16 protein-coding genes and 1 riboswitch are annotated in these 17,773 nt (G+C 72.7%); of the genes, 9 read left to right on the forward strand and 7 right to left on the reverse strand.

Annotation, left to right across the window (positions count from 1 at the left end; all coding sequences use genetic code 11):
* Window positions 1–171: 171 nt before the first annotated feature.
* The gene (locus ACZ3I3_RS03780) at window positions 172–978 is read right to left on the reverse strand and encodes a methyltransferase (RefSeq protein ID WP_467362259.1); all 807 of its coding nucleotides are present in this window, start codon (window positions 976–978) and stop codon (window positions 172–174) included.
* 220 nt (window positions 979–1,198) lie between these two features.
* Complete coding sequence (locus tag ACZ3I3_RS03785) at window positions 1,199–1,762, reverse strand: SAV_6107 family HEPN domain-containing protein (protein WP_356922989.1); 564 nt, start codon at window positions 1,760–1,762, stop codon at window positions 1,199–1,201.
* Window positions 1,763–1,940: 178 nt separating this feature from the next.
* Between ACZ3I3_RS03785 and ACZ3I3_RS03790 the strand changes: the two genes are divergently transcribed.
* The 4 genes from ACZ3I3_RS03790 to ACZ3I3_RS03805 all read left to right on the forward strand — a co-directional run bounded on the left by ACZ3I3_RS03790 (window position 1,941) and on the right by ACZ3I3_RS03805 (window position 7,580).
* Window positions 1,941–2,768 carry an ATP-binding cassette domain-containing protein gene (locus ACZ3I3_RS03790; protein WP_467362261.1) on the forward strand — a complete coding sequence of 276 codons (828 nt, stop codon included), beginning with the start codon at window positions 1,941–1,943 and terminating at the stop codon, window positions 2,766–2,768.
* Complete coding sequence (locus ACZ3I3_RS03795) at window positions 2,740–4,824, forward strand: YhgE/Pip family protein (RefSeq protein ID WP_467362263.1); 2,085 nt, start codon at window positions 2,740–2,742, stop codon at window positions 4,822–4,824. Before ACZ3I3_RS03790 ends, ACZ3I3_RS03795 begins: the two co-directional genes overlap by 29 nt.
* A gap of 134 nt (window positions 4,825–4,958) precedes the next feature.
* Window positions 4,959–5,588, forward strand: a complete 630-nt coding sequence (locus tag ACZ3I3_RS03800; RefSeq protein WP_020274478.1) for a TetR/AcrR family transcriptional regulator — start codon at window positions 4,959–4,961, stop codon at window positions 5,586–5,588.
* A 498-nt stretch (window positions 5,589–6,086) separates the two neighbouring features.
* Entirely contained in the window at window positions 6,087–7,580 is a 1,494-nt protein-coding gene (locus ACZ3I3_RS03805) for a phytoene desaturase family protein (RefSeq protein ID WP_467362265.1), read from the forward strand.
* A gap of 30 nt (window positions 7,581–7,610) precedes the next feature.
* Here ACZ3I3_RS03805 and ACZ3I3_RS03810 read toward each other — a convergent pair whose 3' ends face one another.
* The 5 genes from ACZ3I3_RS03810 to ACZ3I3_RS03830 form a co-directional block, all read right to left on the reverse strand.
* Window positions 7,611–8,576 (reverse strand): SCO2102 family sporulation regulator, encoded by a 966-nt coding sequence (locus tag ACZ3I3_RS03810; RefSeq protein WP_467362267.1) that lies wholly within the window; start codon window positions 8,574–8,576, stop codon window positions 7,611–7,613.
* A 56-nt stretch (window positions 8,577–8,632) separates the two neighbouring features.
* Window positions 8,633–9,556: a methylenetetrahydrofolate reductase [NAD(P)H] gene (gene metF, locus ACZ3I3_RS03815; RefSeq protein WP_467362268.1), complete on the reverse strand. Its 924-nt coding sequence runs from the start codon at window positions 9,554–9,556 to the stop codon at window positions 8,633–8,635.
* Between the two features lie 95 nt (window positions 9,557–9,651).
* On the reverse strand, window positions 9,652–10,326 hold the full coding sequence (gene thiE, locus ACZ3I3_RS03820) for a thiamine phosphate synthase (RefSeq protein ID WP_467362269.1): 675 nt from the start codon (window positions 10,324–10,326) through the stop codon (window positions 9,652–9,654).
* 213 nt (window positions 10,327–10,539) lie between these two features.
* Window positions 10,540–10,905 (reverse strand): helix-turn-helix domain-containing protein, encoded by a 366-nt coding sequence (locus ACZ3I3_RS03825; protein WP_184982857.1) that lies wholly within the window; start codon window positions 10,903–10,905, stop codon window positions 10,540–10,542.
* Between the two features lie 77 nt (window positions 10,906–10,982).
* Window positions 10,983–12,224, reverse strand: coding sequence for an NAD(P)/FAD-dependent oxidoreductase (locus tag ACZ3I3_RS03830; protein ID WP_467362270.1), 1,242 nt, complete (start codon window positions 12,222–12,224; stop codon window positions 10,983–10,985).
* Window positions 12,225–12,384: 160 nt separating this feature from the next.
* A riboswitch (TPP riboswitch) is annotated at window positions 12,385–12,496 on the forward strand.
* Here ACZ3I3_RS03830 and thiO point away from each other — a divergent pair.
* From thiO to ACZ3I3_RS03855, 5 genes are all read left to right on the forward strand, one after another.
* Complete coding sequence (thiO, locus tag ACZ3I3_RS03835) at window positions 12,494–13,663, forward strand: glycine oxidase ThiO (protein ID WP_467362271.1); 1,170 nt, start codon at window positions 12,494–12,496, stop codon at window positions 13,661–13,663. Its footprint overlaps the riboswitch before it by 3 nt.
* Window positions 13,660–13,860 carry a sulfur carrier protein ThiS gene (gene thiS / locus ACZ3I3_RS03840; RefSeq protein ID WP_467362272.1) on the forward strand — a complete coding sequence of 67 codons (201 nt, stop codon included), beginning with the start codon at window positions 13,660–13,662 and terminating at the stop codon, window positions 13,858–13,860. Before thiO ends, thiS begins: the two co-directional genes overlap by 4 nt.
* Before the next feature lie 2 nt (window positions 13,861–13,862).
* Window positions 13,863–14,660, forward strand: a complete 798-nt coding sequence (locus tag ACZ3I3_RS03845; RefSeq protein WP_467362274.1) for a thiazole synthase — start codon at window positions 13,863–13,865, stop codon at window positions 14,658–14,660.
* 216 nt (window positions 14,661–14,876) lie between these two features.
* Window positions 14,877–16,811 carry a Stk1 family PASTA domain-containing Ser/Thr kinase gene (pknB, locus tag ACZ3I3_RS03850; RefSeq protein WP_467362276.1) on the forward strand — a complete coding sequence of 645 codons (1,935 nt, stop codon included), beginning with the start codon at window positions 14,877–14,879 and terminating at the stop codon, window positions 16,809–16,811.
* A 58-nt stretch (window positions 16,812–16,869) separates the two neighbouring features.
* Entirely contained in the window at window positions 16,870–17,748 is an 879-nt protein-coding gene (locus ACZ3I3_RS03855) for a deoxyribonuclease IV (protein WP_467362278.1), read from the forward strand.
* The last annotated feature ends 25 nt before the right edge of the window (window positions 17,749–17,773 follow it).

The following is a 17,773-nucleotide window of genomic DNA, read 5'->3' on the forward strand; positions in this document are numbered from 1 at the left end:
AATCCGCCATGGACGTCCCGGCTCGCTGAGGCTTCCATTCCCCGGCGGCCGACCCGTCATGCCAGAACGGTCTCCCTCGATCATACGGCGCCAAGCCGCCGTTCGGGGGGCCTGTGGCGTACTCCATGCACAGCCAAGGCGCTGATCAGCGGTGGTACCTCACCAGGGGACTCAGGCCTCGGCAGACCCACCAGCCTCGTTTGCCTCGCCAGTCACAGCTGTCTCAGTGGTTTCGCCCAGCACGTGAAGCTGCGTGGCCACCGAGTGGAAGGCGGGAAGCTCGGCGGCTGCCTCCTCCAGCTTCAGCAGCGCCTCCAGGGCGCCGGGCTCGGTGTCGACGAGGACGCCGGGCACGAGGTCGGCGAAGACCCGCACGCCGTGCACGGCGCCGACACGCAGGCCCGCGCCCTCGACCAGCCCGGTGAGCTGTTCGGCGGTGAAACGGCGCGGGACGGGGTCACCCGTGCCCCATCGACCGTTCGGGTCGTCGAGCGCCTGCCGGGCCTCCTTGAAGTGCCCGGCGAGGGCACGGGCGAGCACGGCACCGCCGAGACCGGCGGCGAGCAGGCTGAGGACGCCCTCCGGGCGCAGGGCGGCCACCGCGTTGCGGACGCCCTCGGCCGGGTCGTCCACGTACTCCAGGACGCCGTGGCACAGCACCACGTCGTAGCCACCGCGCTCGGCCACGTCGAAGAGGCCGTGGGCGTCGCCCTGCACACCCTTCACCCGGTCGGCCACTCCCGCCTCGGCGGCGCGGCGCTCCAGGGCGAACAGCGCGTTGGGGCTCGGGTCGACGACGGTGACGCGGTGGCCGAGACGGGCGACGGGCACCGCGAAGTTGCCGCTGCCGCCCCCGGTGTCGAGGACGTCCAGCGACTCCCGACCCGTGGCCTTGACCCGGCGGTCAAGGGCGTCCTGGAGGACCTCCCAGACCACGGCGGTACGGAGTGAGGCGCGGGGGCGCATCGGGTCCGACACGGCAGTTGACTCCTCGGCGCGGCACCGCCTCTTGCACGGCGGAGCGAACGGGGCGTCTCCCCCGGCCCCGGCGAGGGGGAGGGAAGACTTCAGGCGCCCCCCACCCTATTGCCTTTGGCAGGCCGGACCCTATTGCCTCCGGCAGGCCCGCCGGCCTGGGCCGGTGCTCACCCGGACCCGCCTCGTCACGACCGGGCGGACAGGCGCCGCCGGTGCCCGCTCAGCCCGCGTCCGGCATGTCCCGCCCCTCCCCCGGTCGCTCCGGCTGGTCCTGGTCCGGGCGGGGCTGCGGGAGGACCGGCTGGAGGACCAGCATGCGCTCGACGAGGCGGAGGAACATCGCCACGTCCCGTATCAGGTCGTCGGCGTCCCGGCTGCTGGCCGCGTCCCGGATGCCCGCTTCGGCCCGGGCACGGCGCCGGGCGCCGGAGGCGAACAGGGCGCTCCACTCGGACAGTTCGGGCGCGATCTCGGGGAGCACTTCCCAGGCGCTCCTGATCTTGGCCCGGGCCCGGGGCGAGGTCTCCGGCCGGCCCCGGGCGGCGAGCACGGCGGCGGCGGTGCGGAGGGCGGCGAGGTGGGCCGTCGCGTAGCGCTCGTTCGGTGTCTCCAGGACGGCTGCCTCGTCGAGGGCGGCGTGGGCCTGGGCGAGCAGGTCGAGGGCGGCGGGCGGGGCCGTGGCCCGGCGCAGCACGGGGTGCACGTCGCTCGCCGGTCCGGTCAGTGAGGGGGCAGGGCCGGTGGCACGGCGCCGGCGGGCGGCTGCTGCGTGGTAGCTGGCCATGACGAACCTCCTGTCGTCTGCGTGACGGCGCGTCCGGTAAGGAGTGCCGTATGTGACCCATCGTGAGGTATGGCACTGACAATCCGTTCTGACCTGCGGTTTTGCTTCGATCGTAGGTTCGGAGTAGTTTTTGCACTGACCAGTCAGTTCAAATTCTCCGACAGATCGAGGGAGACTCGTGGGGGAACGAGTGGGAGGGGCGCGGATCGTCGCCGCCGGCCTTGCGGTCAAAGGGCCGCGCGGGTGGGCGTTCCGCGGGATCTCCGTCGACGCCGAGCCGGGATCGCTCGTCGCGGTCGAGGGCCCGTCCGGGTCCGGCCGTACGTGCCTGCTGCTCGCGCTGACGGGGCGCATGAAGATCGCGGAGGGCACGGCCACGGTCGGCGAGGCCAGGCTGCCCAAGCAGCTGTCGGCGGTGCGCCGGGTCAGCGCCCTGGCCCATGTGCCCGGGGTCAGCGAGCTCGACCCGGCCCTGACCGTCGGCGAGCACCTGCGGGAACGGGCCCTGCTCCAGCGGCGGTTCGGTGACTCCCTGCGCGGGCTGCTGCGTCCCCGCGGCGAGCGGGCGGCCGAGGCCGCGCAGCGCGTCGACGCGGCACTGGCCGCCGCCGGCCTCGACCTGGAGGCACTGCCCAAGGGCCCCCGTACCGCCGTACGCGATCTGGAGCGCCTCGAGGCGCTCCGGCTGTCCATCGCCCTCGCGCTCGTCGGCCGGCCCCGGCTGCTCGGGGTCGACGACACCGACCTCAAGCTCTCCGACGGCGAGCGGGACGAGGTCTGGTCCCTGCTCAGGTCCCTCGCCGACGCCGGGACGACGGTCGTGGCGGTGTGCAGCGAGGCCCCGGAGGGCGCCGTCAGGGTGTCCACAGAGGAGAGCCAGGACGCCCGGAACCAGGCCGGCCAGGAGAACCGGGACGACAGCGACGATCACCGGGCCGCCGAGGGCGAAGAGGCCGGTCAGGGAGAGGAGAAGGCCGATGCGCTCGCCGAAACTCGCCGCGCTTGAGCTCCGCCGCTTCGGCCGGGGCAAGCTGCCGCGCGCCGCGCTGGTCGCGCTGCTGGTGCTGCCCTTGCTGTACGGCGCGCTGTACCTGTGGTCGTTCTGGGACCCCTTCGGCCGTCTGGACCGTATCCCCGTGGCGCTCGTGAACGACGACAAGGGGGCGACCGCCGACGGGAAGAAGATCACGGCGGGCGACGACATCACGAAGGGCCTGCACGACAGCAAGACCTTCGACTGGCGGGAGGTGAGCGCCGCCGAGGCCCGCAGGGGTGTCGAGGACGGCACCTACTACCTGTCGCTCACCATGCCCGCCGACTTCAGCGAGCGGATCGCCTCCAGCTCCGGGAACTCCCCGGAGACCGGCGCCCTCCAGGTGCACACGAACGACGCGAACAACTACATCGTCGGGCAGATCTCCCGGACGGTGTTCAGCGAGGTGCGCCAGGCCGCGTCCACGAAGACGTCGCGGTCCTTCCTGGACAAGATCTTCGTCTCGTTCTCCGACATCCACGGCGAGACCGTGAAGGCGGCGAAGGGCGCCGACCGGCTCAAGGGCGGCATCGGCAAGGCCGAGAAGGGCTCCAAGGACCTCGCCGACGGCCTGAAGACCGCCAAGGACGGCAGCGGCAAGCTGTCCACGGGCCTGAAGAAGCTCCACACGGGCGCGGGCGACCTGGAGGACGGCTCGAAGCAGGTCGCGGACGGCACGCAGAAGCTCGCCGACAAGATCAACGGCACCGCCGGCAAGGTCCGCCCCTTCCTGAAGGGCAACGAGAAGACCATCGGCGACACCGCCCGGCTCGTCGCCGACTCCTCCGGCGTGATCCGCAAGCACCTGGACACCCTGGCGAAGAGGGCCCCGACCGCCGCCAAGGGCGCCCGCACGGCGTCGGACACGCTGAACGGCGTCTACGCCAGGCGCTGCGGGGACCCCGTCCTGCCCGATGCCGCCTGTGCCGACCTGAAGAAGGCCAAGGAGGCGGCGGCCGACGCGGCCCTCATCGCCGGCGACGTCAACACGCTGATCGCTGACCACAACGGCGATCTGGCGAAGCTGGACAAGAACCTCGCCACCCTCCAGAAGCAGTCCCAGGCCCTGGCCGAGCGCGCGCCGCACCTCTCCGGGGACCTCGACGACGCCGTCAAGAAGATCAACAAGCTGAACGACGGGGCGGCCGAGGTCGCCGCGGGCGCGAAGAAACTGCACAAGGGGCTCGGCACGGCCAGGACCGGTGCCGTCGACCTGAACAAGGGCGTCGGCCGGCTCAAGACGGGCGCGGACGACCTCAACGGGGGCATGTTCAAACTCGTCGACGGCTCCGGCAAGCTCGCCGGCGGACTGCACGACGGGGCGGAGCGCATCCCCGACTACGACAAGCAGGACCGCGACCGGCGCACCGAGGTCATGGCCGACCCCGTGCGGCTCGCCTCCCAGGACCTGCACAAGGCACCCAACTACGGCACCGGGTTCGCCCCGTACTTCATTCCGCTGTCCCTGTGGGTGGGCGCGATGGTGGCCTACATGCTGATCACGCCGATGAACCGGCGCGCGCTCGCAGCGGGCGCCCCGGCATGGCGGATCGCGCTGGCCGGCTGGCTGCCGGTGGTGGCGATCGGAGTGCTCCAGACGGTGGCCCTGATGTCGGTGCTGCACTGGGCGGTCGGCCTGGAGATGGCGCGGGCGGCCGGGACAGTGGGCTTCCTGTTCCTGGTGACGGCGTGCTTCGCGGCGATCGTGCAGTGGCTGAACGCGCGCTTCGGAGCGGCGGGCCGGATCCTCGTCCTCGCCCTGCTGATGCTCCAGCTGACCTCGGCGGGCGGCACGTACCCCGTGCAGACCAGTCCCGGCTTCTTCAACGCGCTCCATCCGTTCCTGCCGATGAGCTACGTCGTCGAAGCGCTGCGCAGGCTCATCACGGGCGGCGGTCTGGAACCGGTGTGGCACGCGTGCGTGGTGCTGACGGCGTTCACCGCCGGCGCCCTCGCGCTGACCGCCGTGTCGGCCCGCCGCCGCCAGGTGTGGACGCTGGACCGGCTGCACCCGGAGCTGACCCTGTGAGCCCTTCGGCGACATCCCCGGCGAACCCTTCGACGTCCCCGGTGAGCCCTTCGACGTCCCCGGTGAGCCCTTCGACGTCCCCGGTGAGCCCTTCGGTGACATCCCCCGGAAAGGTTCCTGTGACAATCAGGGCCATGGAAAGCAGCAGTGCCGCGTCGGGCGGCAGCACGCGCCGCGAGGCCACCCGGCAGAAGCTCTACGAGGCCGCCGTCACGCTCATCGCCGAGCAGGGCTTCTCCGCCACGACCGTGGACGAGATCGCCGAGCGTGCCGGAGTCGCCAAGGGCACGGTCTACTACAACTTCGCGAGCAAGTCCGTCCTCTTCGAGGAGCTGCTGCGGCACGGGGTAGGCCTCCTCACCGCCTCCCTGCGGGAAGCGGCCGAGCGCACCGCCCGGGAGGGCGGCACCAAGGTCGACGCCCTGGACGCGATGATCCGCGCGGGGCTGGTCTTCATCGACCGCTACCCGGCCTTCACGCAGCTGTACGTGGCCGAGCTGTGGCGCACGAACCGGGCCTGGCAGTCGACGCTGATGGTGGTCCGGCAGCAGGCCGTCGCGGTCGTGGAGGACGTGCTGCGCGCGGGCGTGGCGGGCGGCGAGTTCAGCGACGAGATCGACGTGCCGCTGACGGCGGCCGCGCTGGTCGGCATGGTCCTGGTGGCCGCGCTGGACTGGAAGTCCTTCCAGCCGGAGCGCTCCCTGGACGACGTCCACGCGGCACTGTCCCGGCTGCTCCAGGGACGGGTGAGCGGCTGCCGCTGAGGACACCCCCTGAGCGCTGCCGCTGAAGGCACCCGAACGCATGTGAAAGCGCCGGTCCGCTGTGGCCGCGTCCCCCGCGGGCCACCTCGAACCGGCGCCTTCCGTGCTCCCCCGTTTTCCTGCTCCCCCGTACGTCCCCCCGCAGGACCCCCGTTCGGTCGTCCCCCGATTCTCCCCCGTGCCTCGCTCCCGCCGACACCGTCGGCGGAAGGAGCGGATCGCGGGCCCGGTCCCGTTCCGGCGCCCCGTGTCGCCGGTACCGGAGCCGTGCCCCCTCTCCGTGCCTCCACTCTCTCGTTCTCTCAGGTCGTCTCCCATCCGCGCGCGTACTCAACTCCCTCACTAGGTACACCTACTCAGCCCTGCGCACGCGGCCCCAGAACGTGCCATGGCCGACTGGTCACGATCACCTCCGCGCCCGTACTCGGAGGCCGGCCGCGGGGGCTGTCAGGGGGCTCTCGGCGGGGCCTGTCAGTGGGGGCCGATAAGGTCCCTGGCATGGCACGGATTGCGGTGATCGGCGCCGGGATGGGCGCCATGGCGGCGGCAGCCCGGCTGGCCGTCGCGGGCCACCGGGTGGTGGTGTACGAGCGGACGGACACATACGGCGGAGCGCTGCGCCGCTTCGAGCGCGACGGGTTCTCCTTCGACACCGGCCCCGGCCTGCTCCCGCTGCCCGCCGTCTACCGCGACCTGTTCGTCAAGACCGGCAAGGAGCCCTTGGAGGCCTGCGTCGACCTGGTCCAGGTCGACCCGTCGTCCCGGCACGTGTTCGCGGACGGCACCCGGGTCTCGCTGCCGAACGCCTCGCGCGCGGGCGTCGTGGCGGCCCTGGACGAGGCGCTCGGCTCCGGGGCGGGCAAGCGCTGGGGCGACTTCCTGGTGCGGGCCCGCGAGGCCTGGGACCGCACGCGCCGCCCCCTCCTGGAGGAGCCGCTGTGGCCGAACTGGCAGGTGCTGGCCGAGCGTGAGCCCTATCCGGCGGTGCCTCACAAGCGGCTGCTGCGCACCCGCCGGGCCGGCACGCTCGCCGAGGTCGGCGCCTGGGAGCTGCGGGACGCCCGGCTCACCGCCCTCCTGGAGGGCCACGCCCTGGCGTACGGCCTGGATCCCCGGACGACTCCGGCGAGCGCGGCCGTACTGCCGTACATGGAGCACGCCTTCGGCATCTGGTACGTGCGCGGCGGCCTGCGTGAGCTGGCCCGCGCGGTGTACGAGCGGTGTGTGGCCCGAAAGGTCGAGTTCCGATTCGGCGCCGACGTGACCGGGGTGCTGGAGAAGGACGGCCGCGCTTCGGGGGTGGAACTCGCCGACGGCACGGTCGCGGAGGCGCACTTCGTGGTCGCCGGTGTCGCGCCCGGCGCGCTGGACCGGCTGTCGGCACAGGCCGTGGTGCGGGGTGACGGCGACGTGCCGCCGCAGCCCGCGGCGGCGAGCCGGGTCACGGTGCTGCTCGCCCTGCGCGGCGCCCGCCCCGAGGGCACGGCACATCGCACGGTGGTCCACGCGGCGGACCGCGAGGCCGAGTTGGACGCCCTGTTCGGCACGGTGGCGCAGAACCCGCGTCCCACGGTCACGGTCCTGCGGCCCGACGACCCGGAACTGGTCCCGGACGCGGACCACGAGGCGGTCACGCTCACGACGGTGGTGCCCGCCCGGCCCGGCGAGCCCTGCGACGCGCTCGCCGAGAACATGATCACGGTCGCCGAACGCGCCGTACCGGATCTGCGCGACCGCCTCCTCTGGCACGAGGTGCGCACCCCGGCCGACATCGCCGAGGCGACGGGCGCGGAGGGCGGGGCGGTGCCGGTGCCCGCCCTGGCGGCGGACGGCGGGCGGCTGCTGCATCCGTCCAACAGCACGCGCGTGCCCGGTCTGTTCACCGTCGGCGGCTGGGCGCATCCCGGCGGCGGTCTGCCGCACGCGGGTATGTCGGGTGCGCTGGTGGCGGGGCTGATCGTGGAGGGACCGGAGTTCCGGGGCTCTCAGTGAGCTCGCCGCCGCCGCGGCGGCGTTCAGGCTTCAGAAACGGTACTGCTCGTCGAAGCCGTTCCCGGGCGTCTGCTGCTGCGGCGTCTGCTGCTGCCCGTTGCCCTGGTACGGGTACGGCTGCTGCTCCGGCGGCAGCTCCTGGCCGTACTCGTCGGTGTTGCGCTGCTGCGGGACCCATACGCCGCCGGGCGGGGTCTCGCCGCCGTAGGTGCCGGCGTACTGGTCCTGGCCGTAGCCCTGCTGGGCGTAGTACTGCTGGTCGCCGTAGGAGGTGTCGTACGGGGCCCCGCCGTACGTCGGCGTGCCGATGTACGGGTCGGAGTAGGCGGCGTACTGCTGCTGGTCCGTGGCGTCGTAGCCCTGCTGCTGGCCGTAGCCCGAGTAGTCGTAGGAGTAGGGCTGGTCGGTGCCCTGGGCCGTGGCGGCGTACTGGTCGTGGGGCGGGCCCTGCTGGTAGCCGGTGTCGCCGTACACGCCGTAGGAGCCGGTGTCGTCGGGCACGGGCTGCGGCTCGTAGACGGCCGTGGTCTCGGCGGCCGTCGGTTGCACCGACCGCGACGGGGTGAAGACGTCGTCGCGGTCGTAGTCGTCTTCCTGGCCGTAGGCGGGAGCGGTGGTGTCGCGGCGGTAGTCGGCGCCCTCGTCGCCGTAGCCGCCGTCGGCCGCCTCCATGCCGGAGACCTCCAGGCTCGGCTCCTGACGGCCGCGCTCACCGCGGCGGCTCTTGCCGCCGCCCAGCATCGGCGCGTTCATCGCCCAGCCTTCCGAGAAGCCGCTGCGGAACGACAGGGTGACGTAGGTCTGCCCGACCGCGAAGGCGGCCGCGCCCAGCCCGATCACGATGACGGACGGGATCAGCACACCGACCACGACGCCGAGGAAACCGACGAAGGCCAGCAGCCGCCAGCGCAGCCGCGCCTTGTACTGCAACAGCACCTCGCCCAGCAGCCACAGCGCGACGATGCCGAACGCGATGTAGAGGACCGCCCAGCCCATGTACGCCCCTCTCCCAGTCGCCGCAACGCAGTGTGTCGTATACCGGTGCGAACGGTCTAGGCCTGCGGTCGGTGGTGCAGGCCCAGGTTCTCGTAGATTTCCAGCGTCGCCGTGGAGTTGTTGAGCGTGATGAAGTGCAAGCCGGGCACACCCTCGGCGAGCAGCCGCGCACAGAACTCCGTGGCGAATTCGATACCAATGGAGCGTACAGCGGCCGGATCGTCTTTTGCTGTGAGGATCCGCTCTTTCAGGGCGGCCGGGAACGCGGCGTTGGTGAGGGAGCCGATCCGCTCCAGCGTGCGCACACTGGCGATCGGCATGACCTCGGGGATGATCGGGGTGTCGCAACCGGCGGCCGAGACGCGGTCGCGCAGCCGGAGGTAGTCCTCCGGGTGGAAGAACATCTGCGTGATGGCGTAGTCCGCGCCCGCACGGCACTTGTCGACGAAGTGGCGGACGTCGGCGTCCCAGTCGGTGGAGCGCGGGTGCATCGCCGGGAAGGCGGCGACGCCCACGCAGAAGTCGCCGGACGCCTTGATCAGCTCGACGAGTTCGGCGGCGTAGGCGAGGCCCCGGGGGTGCGGCACCCAGTCGCCCATCGGGTCGCCGGGTGGGTCGCCGCGCAGGGCGAGCATGTTGCGGATCCCGGCGTCGGCGTACTGGCCGATGATGTTGCGCAGGTCGGCCACCGAGTGGTCGACCGCCGTGAGGTGCGCGATGGGCGTGAGGGTGGTGTCGGAGGCGATCGCCTCGGTCGCCTTGACCGTGCCCGCGCGGGTGGAGCCGCCCGCGCCGTAGGTCACGGAGACGAAGTCGGGTGCCACGGCCTCGACCCGGCGCAGCGCGTTCCACAGGTTCCGCTCGCCCTTCGGGGTCTTCGGGGCGTAGAACTCGAACGAGTACGTCGTTTTGCCGGTCGCGAGCAGGTCACGGACGGTGCGCGCGTGGTCCGATCTGATGGATGCGGTGCCGAGGGCCATACCGGCAGGTTAGTCAGGGGCGGACGGTCCCCCAACCGGGCACCGAACTTTGGCCCGATTTGTGCACTTGTTGTCCATCCCTTGGACATACGGGCCTACGAGCCGGCCTCCTGCTGCTCCCGCAGCCGCTTCGCGAATTCGGCCGCCGCCGCGCCCGGGTCGTCGGCCTCGGTGATCGCCCGTACGACGACCGCACGCCGGGCCCCCGCTTCCAGGACCTGGTCGAGATTGCCGAGGTCGATGCCGCCGATGGCGAACCAGGGCCGGTCGGTGCCGAGGGCGGCGGTGTACCGGACGAGGTCCAGGCCGGGGGCGTGCCGGCCGGGCTTGGTGGGGGTGGGCCAGCAGGGGCCGGTGCAGAAGTAGTCCACACCGTCCTGGACGGCGGCCGCGGCGGCCTCGGACTCCGCGTGCGTGGAGCGGCCGATCAGGACGTCGTCGCCGAGGATCGCGCGGGCCGCGGGGACGGGGAGGTCACCCTGGCCGAGATGCAGCACGTCGGAGCCGACGGCGTGGGCGACGTCGGCCCGGTCGTTGACCGCGAGCAGCTTGCCGTGCCGGGCACAGGCGTCGGCGAAGACGGCCAGGTGTTCCAGTTCCTCGGCGGCCTCCATGCCCTTGTCCCGCAACTGCACGATGTCGACCCCGCCGGCCAGCACGGCGTCCAGGAACTCCACGAGATCGCCCTGCCGCTTGCGCGCGTCGGTGCAGAGGTAGACCCGGGCGTCGGCGAGCCGGGCGCGGGCGGTGGTGCGGGTGGTGGCGGCCATGCGTGTCGTCCCCCTGGTGTCGGTGGCGTGCGGGTGCGGGGTGCGCCCGTGCCGGTGACATTACGAGGCACCGGGCGTCGCGTCAGTGCCGGGCACAAGCCACCCCGTGACCGGGGCCCCGCGGGTCGCCCCACAGGCCCCGGCCCACACCGGGCGGTTGTTCGGGTCCGGCCCCGCGGGTGCGGCGCCGGACCGTTGTTCGGTCGTGGTCGGTCAGACCGCGAGCGCCTGGGCTCGGCGCTTCACCTCCGTGCCACGGTTCTCGCTCAGGGCCTGTGCCGGCGTGCCGGGCAGGCTCGGGTCGGGGGTGAAGAGCCACTCCAGCATCTCTTCGACGGTGAAGCCGTCGTCCCGCAGGAGCGTCAGGGTTCCGGCCAGGCCCTTGACGACCTTGTCCCCGTCGATGAAGGCCGCGGGGACGTGCAGTGCGCGGTTCTCACCGCGGCGTACGGCGATGAGCTGGCCCTCCTTGACCAGCTGCCGCACGCGCGTCACCTCGACGCCGAACTGTTCAGCGATGTCGGGGAGGGTGAGCCAGGCAGGGACGAGAGCATCGATCTTTGCGTCAATCTCGGTCACGGAAACCAGCCTGCCATCCCCCACTGACAGTCGGAAGCCGGGCCCGCCCACCTGGGCGGACCCGCGCGCCTCCCGAGCTACGCCGTGGCCGCCTTCAACGGCCTCGCCGGGTCCGCCAGCAACGCCGGATTCATCGGCGTGCCCGACTCGATCAGGCGGCGGCCCTGCGCCAGGTCCCGGGGACGGCCCACCGCCAGCAGCGCGACGAGCCGGTCTCCCCGCAGCCAGCAGACCGTCCAGGCCGGTCCGGCCGGGTCGCCGCGCCACAGGGTCGTGTCGGCGGCCGCGTGGTGCCCGGCGTACTGCACGAATCGCCCGAACTGCTCCGACCAGAAGTACGGCACGGGGTCGTACACCGCGGGGGTCTCCCCCGAGGCCCGGCCGACGACGTTCACGGCGACCGTGCGCGGCCCCTGGAGGGCGTTGTCCCAGTGGTGCACCAGCAGGCGCTCGCCGTACCGGCCCGAGGGGAAGGAGGCGCAGTCGCCGACCGCGTACACGTCGGGCACCGACGCACGCAGGTGCTGGTCGGCCACGATCTCGCCGTGCGTGCCCAGCTCGATCCCGGAGCCGGCCAGCCAGGCCGTGGCCGGACGGGCGCCGATGCCGACGACGACCGCGTCCGCGGGCAGCCGCGCGCCGTCGTCGAGAACCACCGTGCCGGGCTCCACGCGCTCCACGCGCGCGTGCGTCCGCAGCACGGCGCCCGCGTCGGCGTACCAGCGGGCCATCGGCGCCGCGACCTCGGCGGGCAGCGCCCCGGCGAGGGGCCGTTCGGCGGCCTCCACGACGGTCACCGCGCAGCCCGCCTCCCGCGCGGCCGTGGCGAACTCCGCGCCGATCCAGCCGGCGCCGACGACCACGATGTCGTGCCGGCCGGCCAGCACCGGCCGCAGCCGCTCGGCGTCGTCCAGGGTGCGCAGCAGATGCACGCCCGGCACGCCCTCCGCCCCGGGCAGCCGGACCGGTTCGGCACCGGTCGCGACGACCAGGACGTCGTACGGCACCGGCCCGTCCTCGGTGTCCAGCTCGTGGTCGCCCGGGCGCAGGCCACGCACCTCGCAGCCGAGCCGCAGCTCGATGCCCAGGGCCTCGAAGTCGACGTCGAAGGCGGAGCCCTCGGCCTTGCCGAGCAGGACGGCCTTGGACAAGGGGGGCCGGTCGTAGGGCTGGTGGGGTTCGGCGCCGATCAGGCTCACGGTGCCGGTGAAGCCCTGCTCACGCAGGGCGACCGCGGTCTGGACACCGGCCATCCCCGCGCCCGCCACGACCACGCGCCGGGGCGCGGACGAACCTGGTTCCTGCGTCTGCTCGCTCACCTGATCACCATAGACAACTGACATTTTGTCAGTCAGTGCTCATACCCAGTGACCTGCTGCACACGCGACCGGGGCGAGGACGAAGCCGCCGAGGGAGCGGGCCGTGGGGGTGGCTCCCTTACTGCGGCACACGGCAGCGGGCTAGGGTGGGTGGCCAACGCAATGCACTCGCGGGAGCCCGGACGCACCGGGCTGAGAGGGAGGCTGGCGGCCTCCGACCGTACGAACCTGATCCGGGTCATGCCGGCGAAGGGAGGGGCTGGACGCCCATGTCGCGTACGCGCACGTCAGACGTCCTCGTCATCGGGGGCGGGATCATCGGCCTGGTCACCGCGTGGCGGGCCGCGCAGCGGGGGCTCGCCACGGCCGTGGCGGACCCGGAGCCGGGCGGCGGAGCCGCGCAGGTGGCGGCCGGGATGCTGGCCGCCGTCACGGAACTGCACTACGGCGAGCAGACCCTGCTCGGGCTGAACCTGGCCTCCGCCCGGCGCTATCCGGACTTCGCGGCCGAGCTCACCGAGCAGACCGGCCACGACCTCGGCTACCGCCGGTGCGGCACGCTCGCCGTGGCCCTGGACGCCGACGACCGGGCCCATCTGCGCGAACTGCACGCCCTGCAGCAGCAGTCGGGCCTGGAGTCGCAGTGGCTGTCGGGCAGGGAGTGCCGTCGCCTGGAGCCGATGCTCGCGCCGGGCGTGCGCGGCGGGCTGCGGGTCGACGGGGACCACCAGATCGATCCGCGGCGACTGGCCGGGGCGCTGGTCACCGCGTGTGAACGGGCCGGTGTGGTCTTCCACCGGGCGTGGGCGGAGCGGCTCACCGTCGCGCGGGACCGGGCCACGGGCGCCGTCACGGACGACGGCACCCCGCTGGAGGCCGGGCAGGTCGTCCTGGCCGGGGGCAGCCTCAGCGGGCGGCTCGCGGGCGTCCCGGAGGATGTGCTGCCCCCCGTGCGGCCGGTGAAAGGGCAGGTCGTACGGCTGACCATGCCGCAGCGGCACGGGCCCTTCCTGAACCGGACCGTGCGCGCCGTCGTGCGCGGCAGCCACGTCTACCTGGTGCCGCGCGAGAGCGGCGAGCTGGTCGTCGGGGCGACCAGCGAGGAGATGGGCTGGGACACCACCGTCACGGCGGGCGGCGTGTACGAGCTGCTGCGCGACGCGCACGAGCTGGTCCCGGGCATCACCGAGCTGCCCCTCACCGAGACCCGGGCCGGACTGCGCCCCGGCTCCCCCGACAACGCGCCCCTGCTCGGCCCCACCGGGCTGGAGGGGCTGCTGCTGGCCACCGGGCACTACCGCAACGGCGTCCTGCTCACGCCGGTCACCGGCGACGCCATGGCGCACGTCCTGGCGACGGGCGAGCTCCCCGAGGAGGCCCGCCCCTTCACGCCGAAGCGCTTCAGCACCGCCCCCGCACTCACGGAGCAGCCCGCATGAACATCTCCGTCAACGGGGAGCCCCGGGAGGTCCGGCCCGGTACGGCTCTCGACATCGTCGTGAAGTCCCTCACCGCCGCGCCGTCCGGCGTGGCCGCCGCCCTGAACGAAACCGTCGTCCCGCGCGCGCAGTGGCCGTCCACGCCCCTGACCGAGGGGGACCGCGTGGAAGTCCTCACCGCCGTCCAAGGAGGCTGATCATGGCCGACGATCCGTTTGTCCTCGGTGGTACGTCCTTCACGTCCCGCCTGATCATGGGTACGGGCGGGGCGCCCAGTCTCGACGTGCTGGAACGGTCGCTGGTCGCGTCCGGGACGGAGCTGACGACGGTCGCGATGCGCCGGGTGAACGCCTCGGTGCACGGCTCGGTGCTGTCCGTCCTCGACAGGCTCGGCATCCGCGTCCTGCCCAACACGGCGGGCTGCTTCACCGCCGGTGAGGCCGTCCTCACGGCCCGTCTCGCGCGCGAGGCCCTCGGCACGGACCTGATCAAGCTGGAGGTCATCGCCGACGAGCGCACCCTGCTGCCGGACCCGATCGAGCTGCTGGAGGCGGCCGAGACGCTGGTCGACGACGGGTTCACGGTGCTGCCGTACACCAATGACGACCCCGTGCTGGCGCGGAAGCTGGAGGACGTGGGCTGCGCGGCGATCATGCCGCTCGGCTCGCCGATCGGCTCCGGGCTGGGCATCCGCAATCCGCACAACTTCCAGCTGATCGTCGAGCACGCGCGCGTGCCGGTGATTCTGGACGCGGGGGCCGGTACGGCGTCGGATGCGGCGTTGGCGATGGAGCTGGGGTGTGCGGGTGTGATGCTCGCCTCGGCGGTGACGCGGGCGCGGGAGCCGGTGCTGATGGCTGCCGCCATGAGGAACGCGGTCGAGGCGGGGAGGTTGGCCTATCGGGCGGGGCGTATTCCTCGGCGGCATTTCGCGGAGGCGTCTTCGCCTGCTGAGGGCATGGCTGCGCTTGATCCGGAGCGGCCTGCTTTTCAGTGACCCGGCGTTGGTGCTGAGGGCGGGGCGTTTCGCAGCCCGGCGGAGCGGGGTGCCGCTGCGCCCACCCGTGCCGCCCCAGCGGCACGACTGCCCGCAGCTGGGGCGGCTACGACTGCCCCCAGCGTGGTCGGATACACGTCACAGGTCCGCTTCAGTCGCGCTCCGAAAATGGCCGGGGCGCGAGAGCTGTCAGTCGTGGCTCGTACACTCGCCTGCGTGGACACGACCCTTCAGGACCCCTTGGTCGGGCAGGTGCTCGACGGCCGGTATCGCGTCGACGCGCGGATCGCGGTCGGCGGGATGGCCACGGTCTACCGGGCCGTGGACACCCGGCTCGACCGGGTCCTCGCACTCAAGGTGATGCACCCCTCGCTCGCGGTCGACGGCTCGTTCGTCGAGCGGTTCATCCGCGAGGCGAAGTCGGTGGCCCGGCTGGCGCACCCGAACGTGGTGCAGGTCTTCGACCAGGGCACCGACGGCGGTTACGTCTACCTCGCCATGGAGTACGTCGCGGGCTGCACCCTGCGGGACGTGCTGCGTGAGCGCGGGGCCCTGCAGCCGCGTGCCGCCCTGGACATCCTGGAGCCGGTGCTGGCCGCGCTGGGCGCCGCGCACCGCGCCGGGTTCGTGCACCGGGACATGAAGCCCGAGAACGTCCTGATAGGGGACGACGGCCGGGTCAAGGTCGCCGACTTCGGCCTCGTACGGGCCGTGGACACGGTGACGAACACCACCGGCACCGTCCTCGGCACGGTCTCGTACCTCGCCCCCGAGCAGATAGAGAGCGGCACCGCCGACCCTCGCGTCGACGTGTACGCGTGCGGCGTGATGCTGTACGAGATGCTCACCGGCGACAAGCCGCACGACGGGGACTCCCCTGCCGTGATCCTCTACAAGCATCTGCACGAGGACGTCCCGCCCCCCTCGGCCGCCGTGCCCGGTCTGGCGTACGAGCTGGACGAGATGGTGGCCTCGGCGACCGCCCGCACCCCGGAGATCCGCCCGCACGACGCGGTGGCGCTGCTCGCGCAGGTCCGCGACGGGCGCGTCCGGCTGACCGAGGGGCAACTGGACGCGGTGCCGCCGCAGGCGCTCGCCGCTGACCACGTCAACGCCGACGACCGTACGAGCGTGATCCCGCGCGCGCTGGCCACGCCGCGCCCCCTGCCCGTCAACGAGGACGAGGAGGGCTCCGCGACCGCGCTCAACCGCACCAGCCGCTTCGCGTCCCCGCCGCCCCCGCCGTCCCGGCGCCGCTCGGGACCCCGGCGCGGCCCCATGGCGATCGTCGTCGCCGTCCTGCTCGTGCTCGGGCTCGGCACCGGCATCTGGTACGTCAACTCGGGCCAGTTCACCGAGGTCCCCCCGCTGCTGGCGAAGACGCAGGCGCAGGCCGAGGACCGGCTGGCGGACGCCGGGCTGGAGCTCGGCAAGGTGGAGCACGCCTACAGCGACACCGTGAAGCGCGGCACGGTCATCAGCAGCGACCCGAAGGCCGGGACGCGCATCCGCGGCAACGACTCGGTGTCCCTCACCATCTCCGACGGCCCCGAGAACGTCCGGGTGCCCGCCCTGGAGGGCCAGCGGCTGGACAAGGCGCGGTCGCTGCTGAAGGAGGACGGGCTGGAGCCGGGTATGGTCACCCGGGAGTTCAACGAGGACGTGCCCAGGGGCTCGGTGATCTCCGCGCGGCCGGCGGACGGCACGAAGGTGCGCGCGGGTTCGGCGGTCGCGCTCGTCGTCAGCAAGGGCAGCCCCATCGACATCCCCGACGTCACCGGTGACGACCTGGCGGACGCCAGGGCCGAGCTGACGGACGCCGGTCTCAAGGTGAAGGTCGCCACCGAGCGGGTCACCTCCTCCGCGTTCGACAAGGGCCAGGTGGCCCGGCAGAGCCCGAACCCCGGCGGCCGGGCGGCCGAGGGCGACACGGTGACGCTGACGGTGTCCAAGGGCCCCGAGATGATCGAGGTCCCGGACGTGGTCGGCGCCGGTGTCGACGACGCCACACGGGAGCTGGAGGGCGCCGGGTTCCAGGTCGACGAGGACCGTGGACTGCTCGGCCTGTTCGGCGACACGGTGAAGGACCAGTCCGTGAAGGGCGGCGAGACCGCGCCCAAGGGCTCGACCATCACGATCAAGATCAGGTGAGGGAGCGGACGGGGAGCCCGTGGACGGGGCAGGGCCGGGCGCATGGCACCCTGAACGGGTGAATCATCAGCTGTCCGGCCCCTCCCGCAACCCCGTGGGCGGCCACGTCCCCGTGGCCGGTGGGCTCCACTCCGTCGGTCTGACCTACGCCCGTGACCTGAAGGCCGAGACCGTCCAGGTCTTCGTCGCCAACCCGCGCGGCTGGGCCACTCCGGCCGGCAATCCGAAGCAGGACGAGGCGTTCCGCGCCGCGTGCGAGGCCGAGTCGATCCCGGCGTACGTGCACGCCCCCTACCTGATCAACTTCGGCTCGCACACCGAGGCGACCGTGGAGCGGTCGGTGGAGTCGCTGCGGCACTCGCTGCGCCGCGGACGGGAGATCGGGGCGCTGGGCGTGGTCGTGCACACCGGCAGCGCGACCGGCGGCCGGGAGCGGTCGGTGGCGCTGAAGCAGGTCCGGGAGCGTCTGCTGCCGCTGCTCGACGAGCTGACCCACGACGACGATCCGTGTCTACTGCTGGAGTCGACCGCCGGCCAGGGCGCCTCCCTGTGCTCCCGGACGTGGGACTTCGGCCCGTACTTCGAGGCGCTGGACGCGCATCCGATGCTGGGCGTCTGCCTGGACACCTGCCACATCTTCGCCGCCGGGCACGACCTGACCGGCCCGTCCGGCATGCACCAGACGCTGGACCTGCTGGTGGACACGGTGGGCGAGGGCCGGCTGAAGCTGATCCACGCCAACGACTCCAAGGACGTGGTGGGCGCGCACAAGGACCGGCACGAGAACATCGGTGTCGGCCACATCGGCGAGGACCCGTTCCGGGCCCTGATGACGCACCCCGCGACCGAGGGCGTACCGCTGATCATCGAGACGCCGGGCGGCAAGGAGGGGCACGCGGCGGACGTGGAACGGCTGAAGAAGCTGCGCGACTGCTGAAGACCGCCCAGGCCCCAGAGGCGTC

The organism is Streptomyces sp. NPDC016851 (genome assembly GCF_055562795.1).

What these genes read in the sequence shown, in the direction of transcription:
- ACZ3I3_RS03845 (WP_467362274.1), top strand. Translation starts at nt 13,863, where the DNA reads ATGGCCGACGATCCGTTTGTCCTCGGTGGTACGTCCTTCACGTCCCGC.
- metF (WP_467362268.1), bottom strand. Translation starts at nt 9,556, where the DNA reads ATGGCCCTCGGCACCGCATCCATCAGATCGGACCACGCGCGCACCGTC.
- ACZ3I3_RS03810 (WP_467362267.1), bottom strand. Translation starts at nt 8,576, where the DNA reads ATGGGCTGGGCGGTCCTCTACATCGCGTTCGGCATCGTCGCGCTGTGG.
- ACZ3I3_RS03800 (WP_020274478.1), top strand. Translation starts at nt 4,959, where the DNA reads ATGGAAAGCAGCAGTGCCGCGTCGGGCGGCAGCACGCGCCGCGAGGCC.
- ACZ3I3_RS03805 (WP_467362265.1), top strand. Translation starts at nt 6,087, where the DNA reads ATGGCACGGATTGCGGTGATCGGCGCCGGGATGGGCGCCATGGCGGCG.
- ACZ3I3_RS03795 (WP_467362263.1), top strand. Translation starts at nt 2,740, where the DNA reads ATGCGCTCGCCGAAACTCGCCGCGCTTGAGCTCCGCCGCTTCGGCCGG.
- thiO (WP_467362271.1), top strand. Translation starts at nt 12,494, where the DNA reads ATGTCGCGTACGCGCACGTCAGACGTCCTCGTCATCGGGGGCGGGATC.
- thiS (WP_467362272.1), top strand. Translation starts at nt 13,660, where the DNA reads ATGAACATCTCCGTCAACGGGGAGCCCCGGGAGGTCCGGCCCGGTACG.
- thiE (WP_467362269.1), bottom strand. Translation starts at nt 10,326, where the DNA reads ATGGCCGCCACCACCCGCACCACCGCCCGCGCCCGGCTCGCCGACGCC.
- ACZ3I3_RS03785 (WP_356922989.1), bottom strand. Translation starts at nt 1,762, where the DNA reads ATGGCCAGCTACCACGCAGCAGCCGCCCGCCGGCGCCGTGCCACCGGC.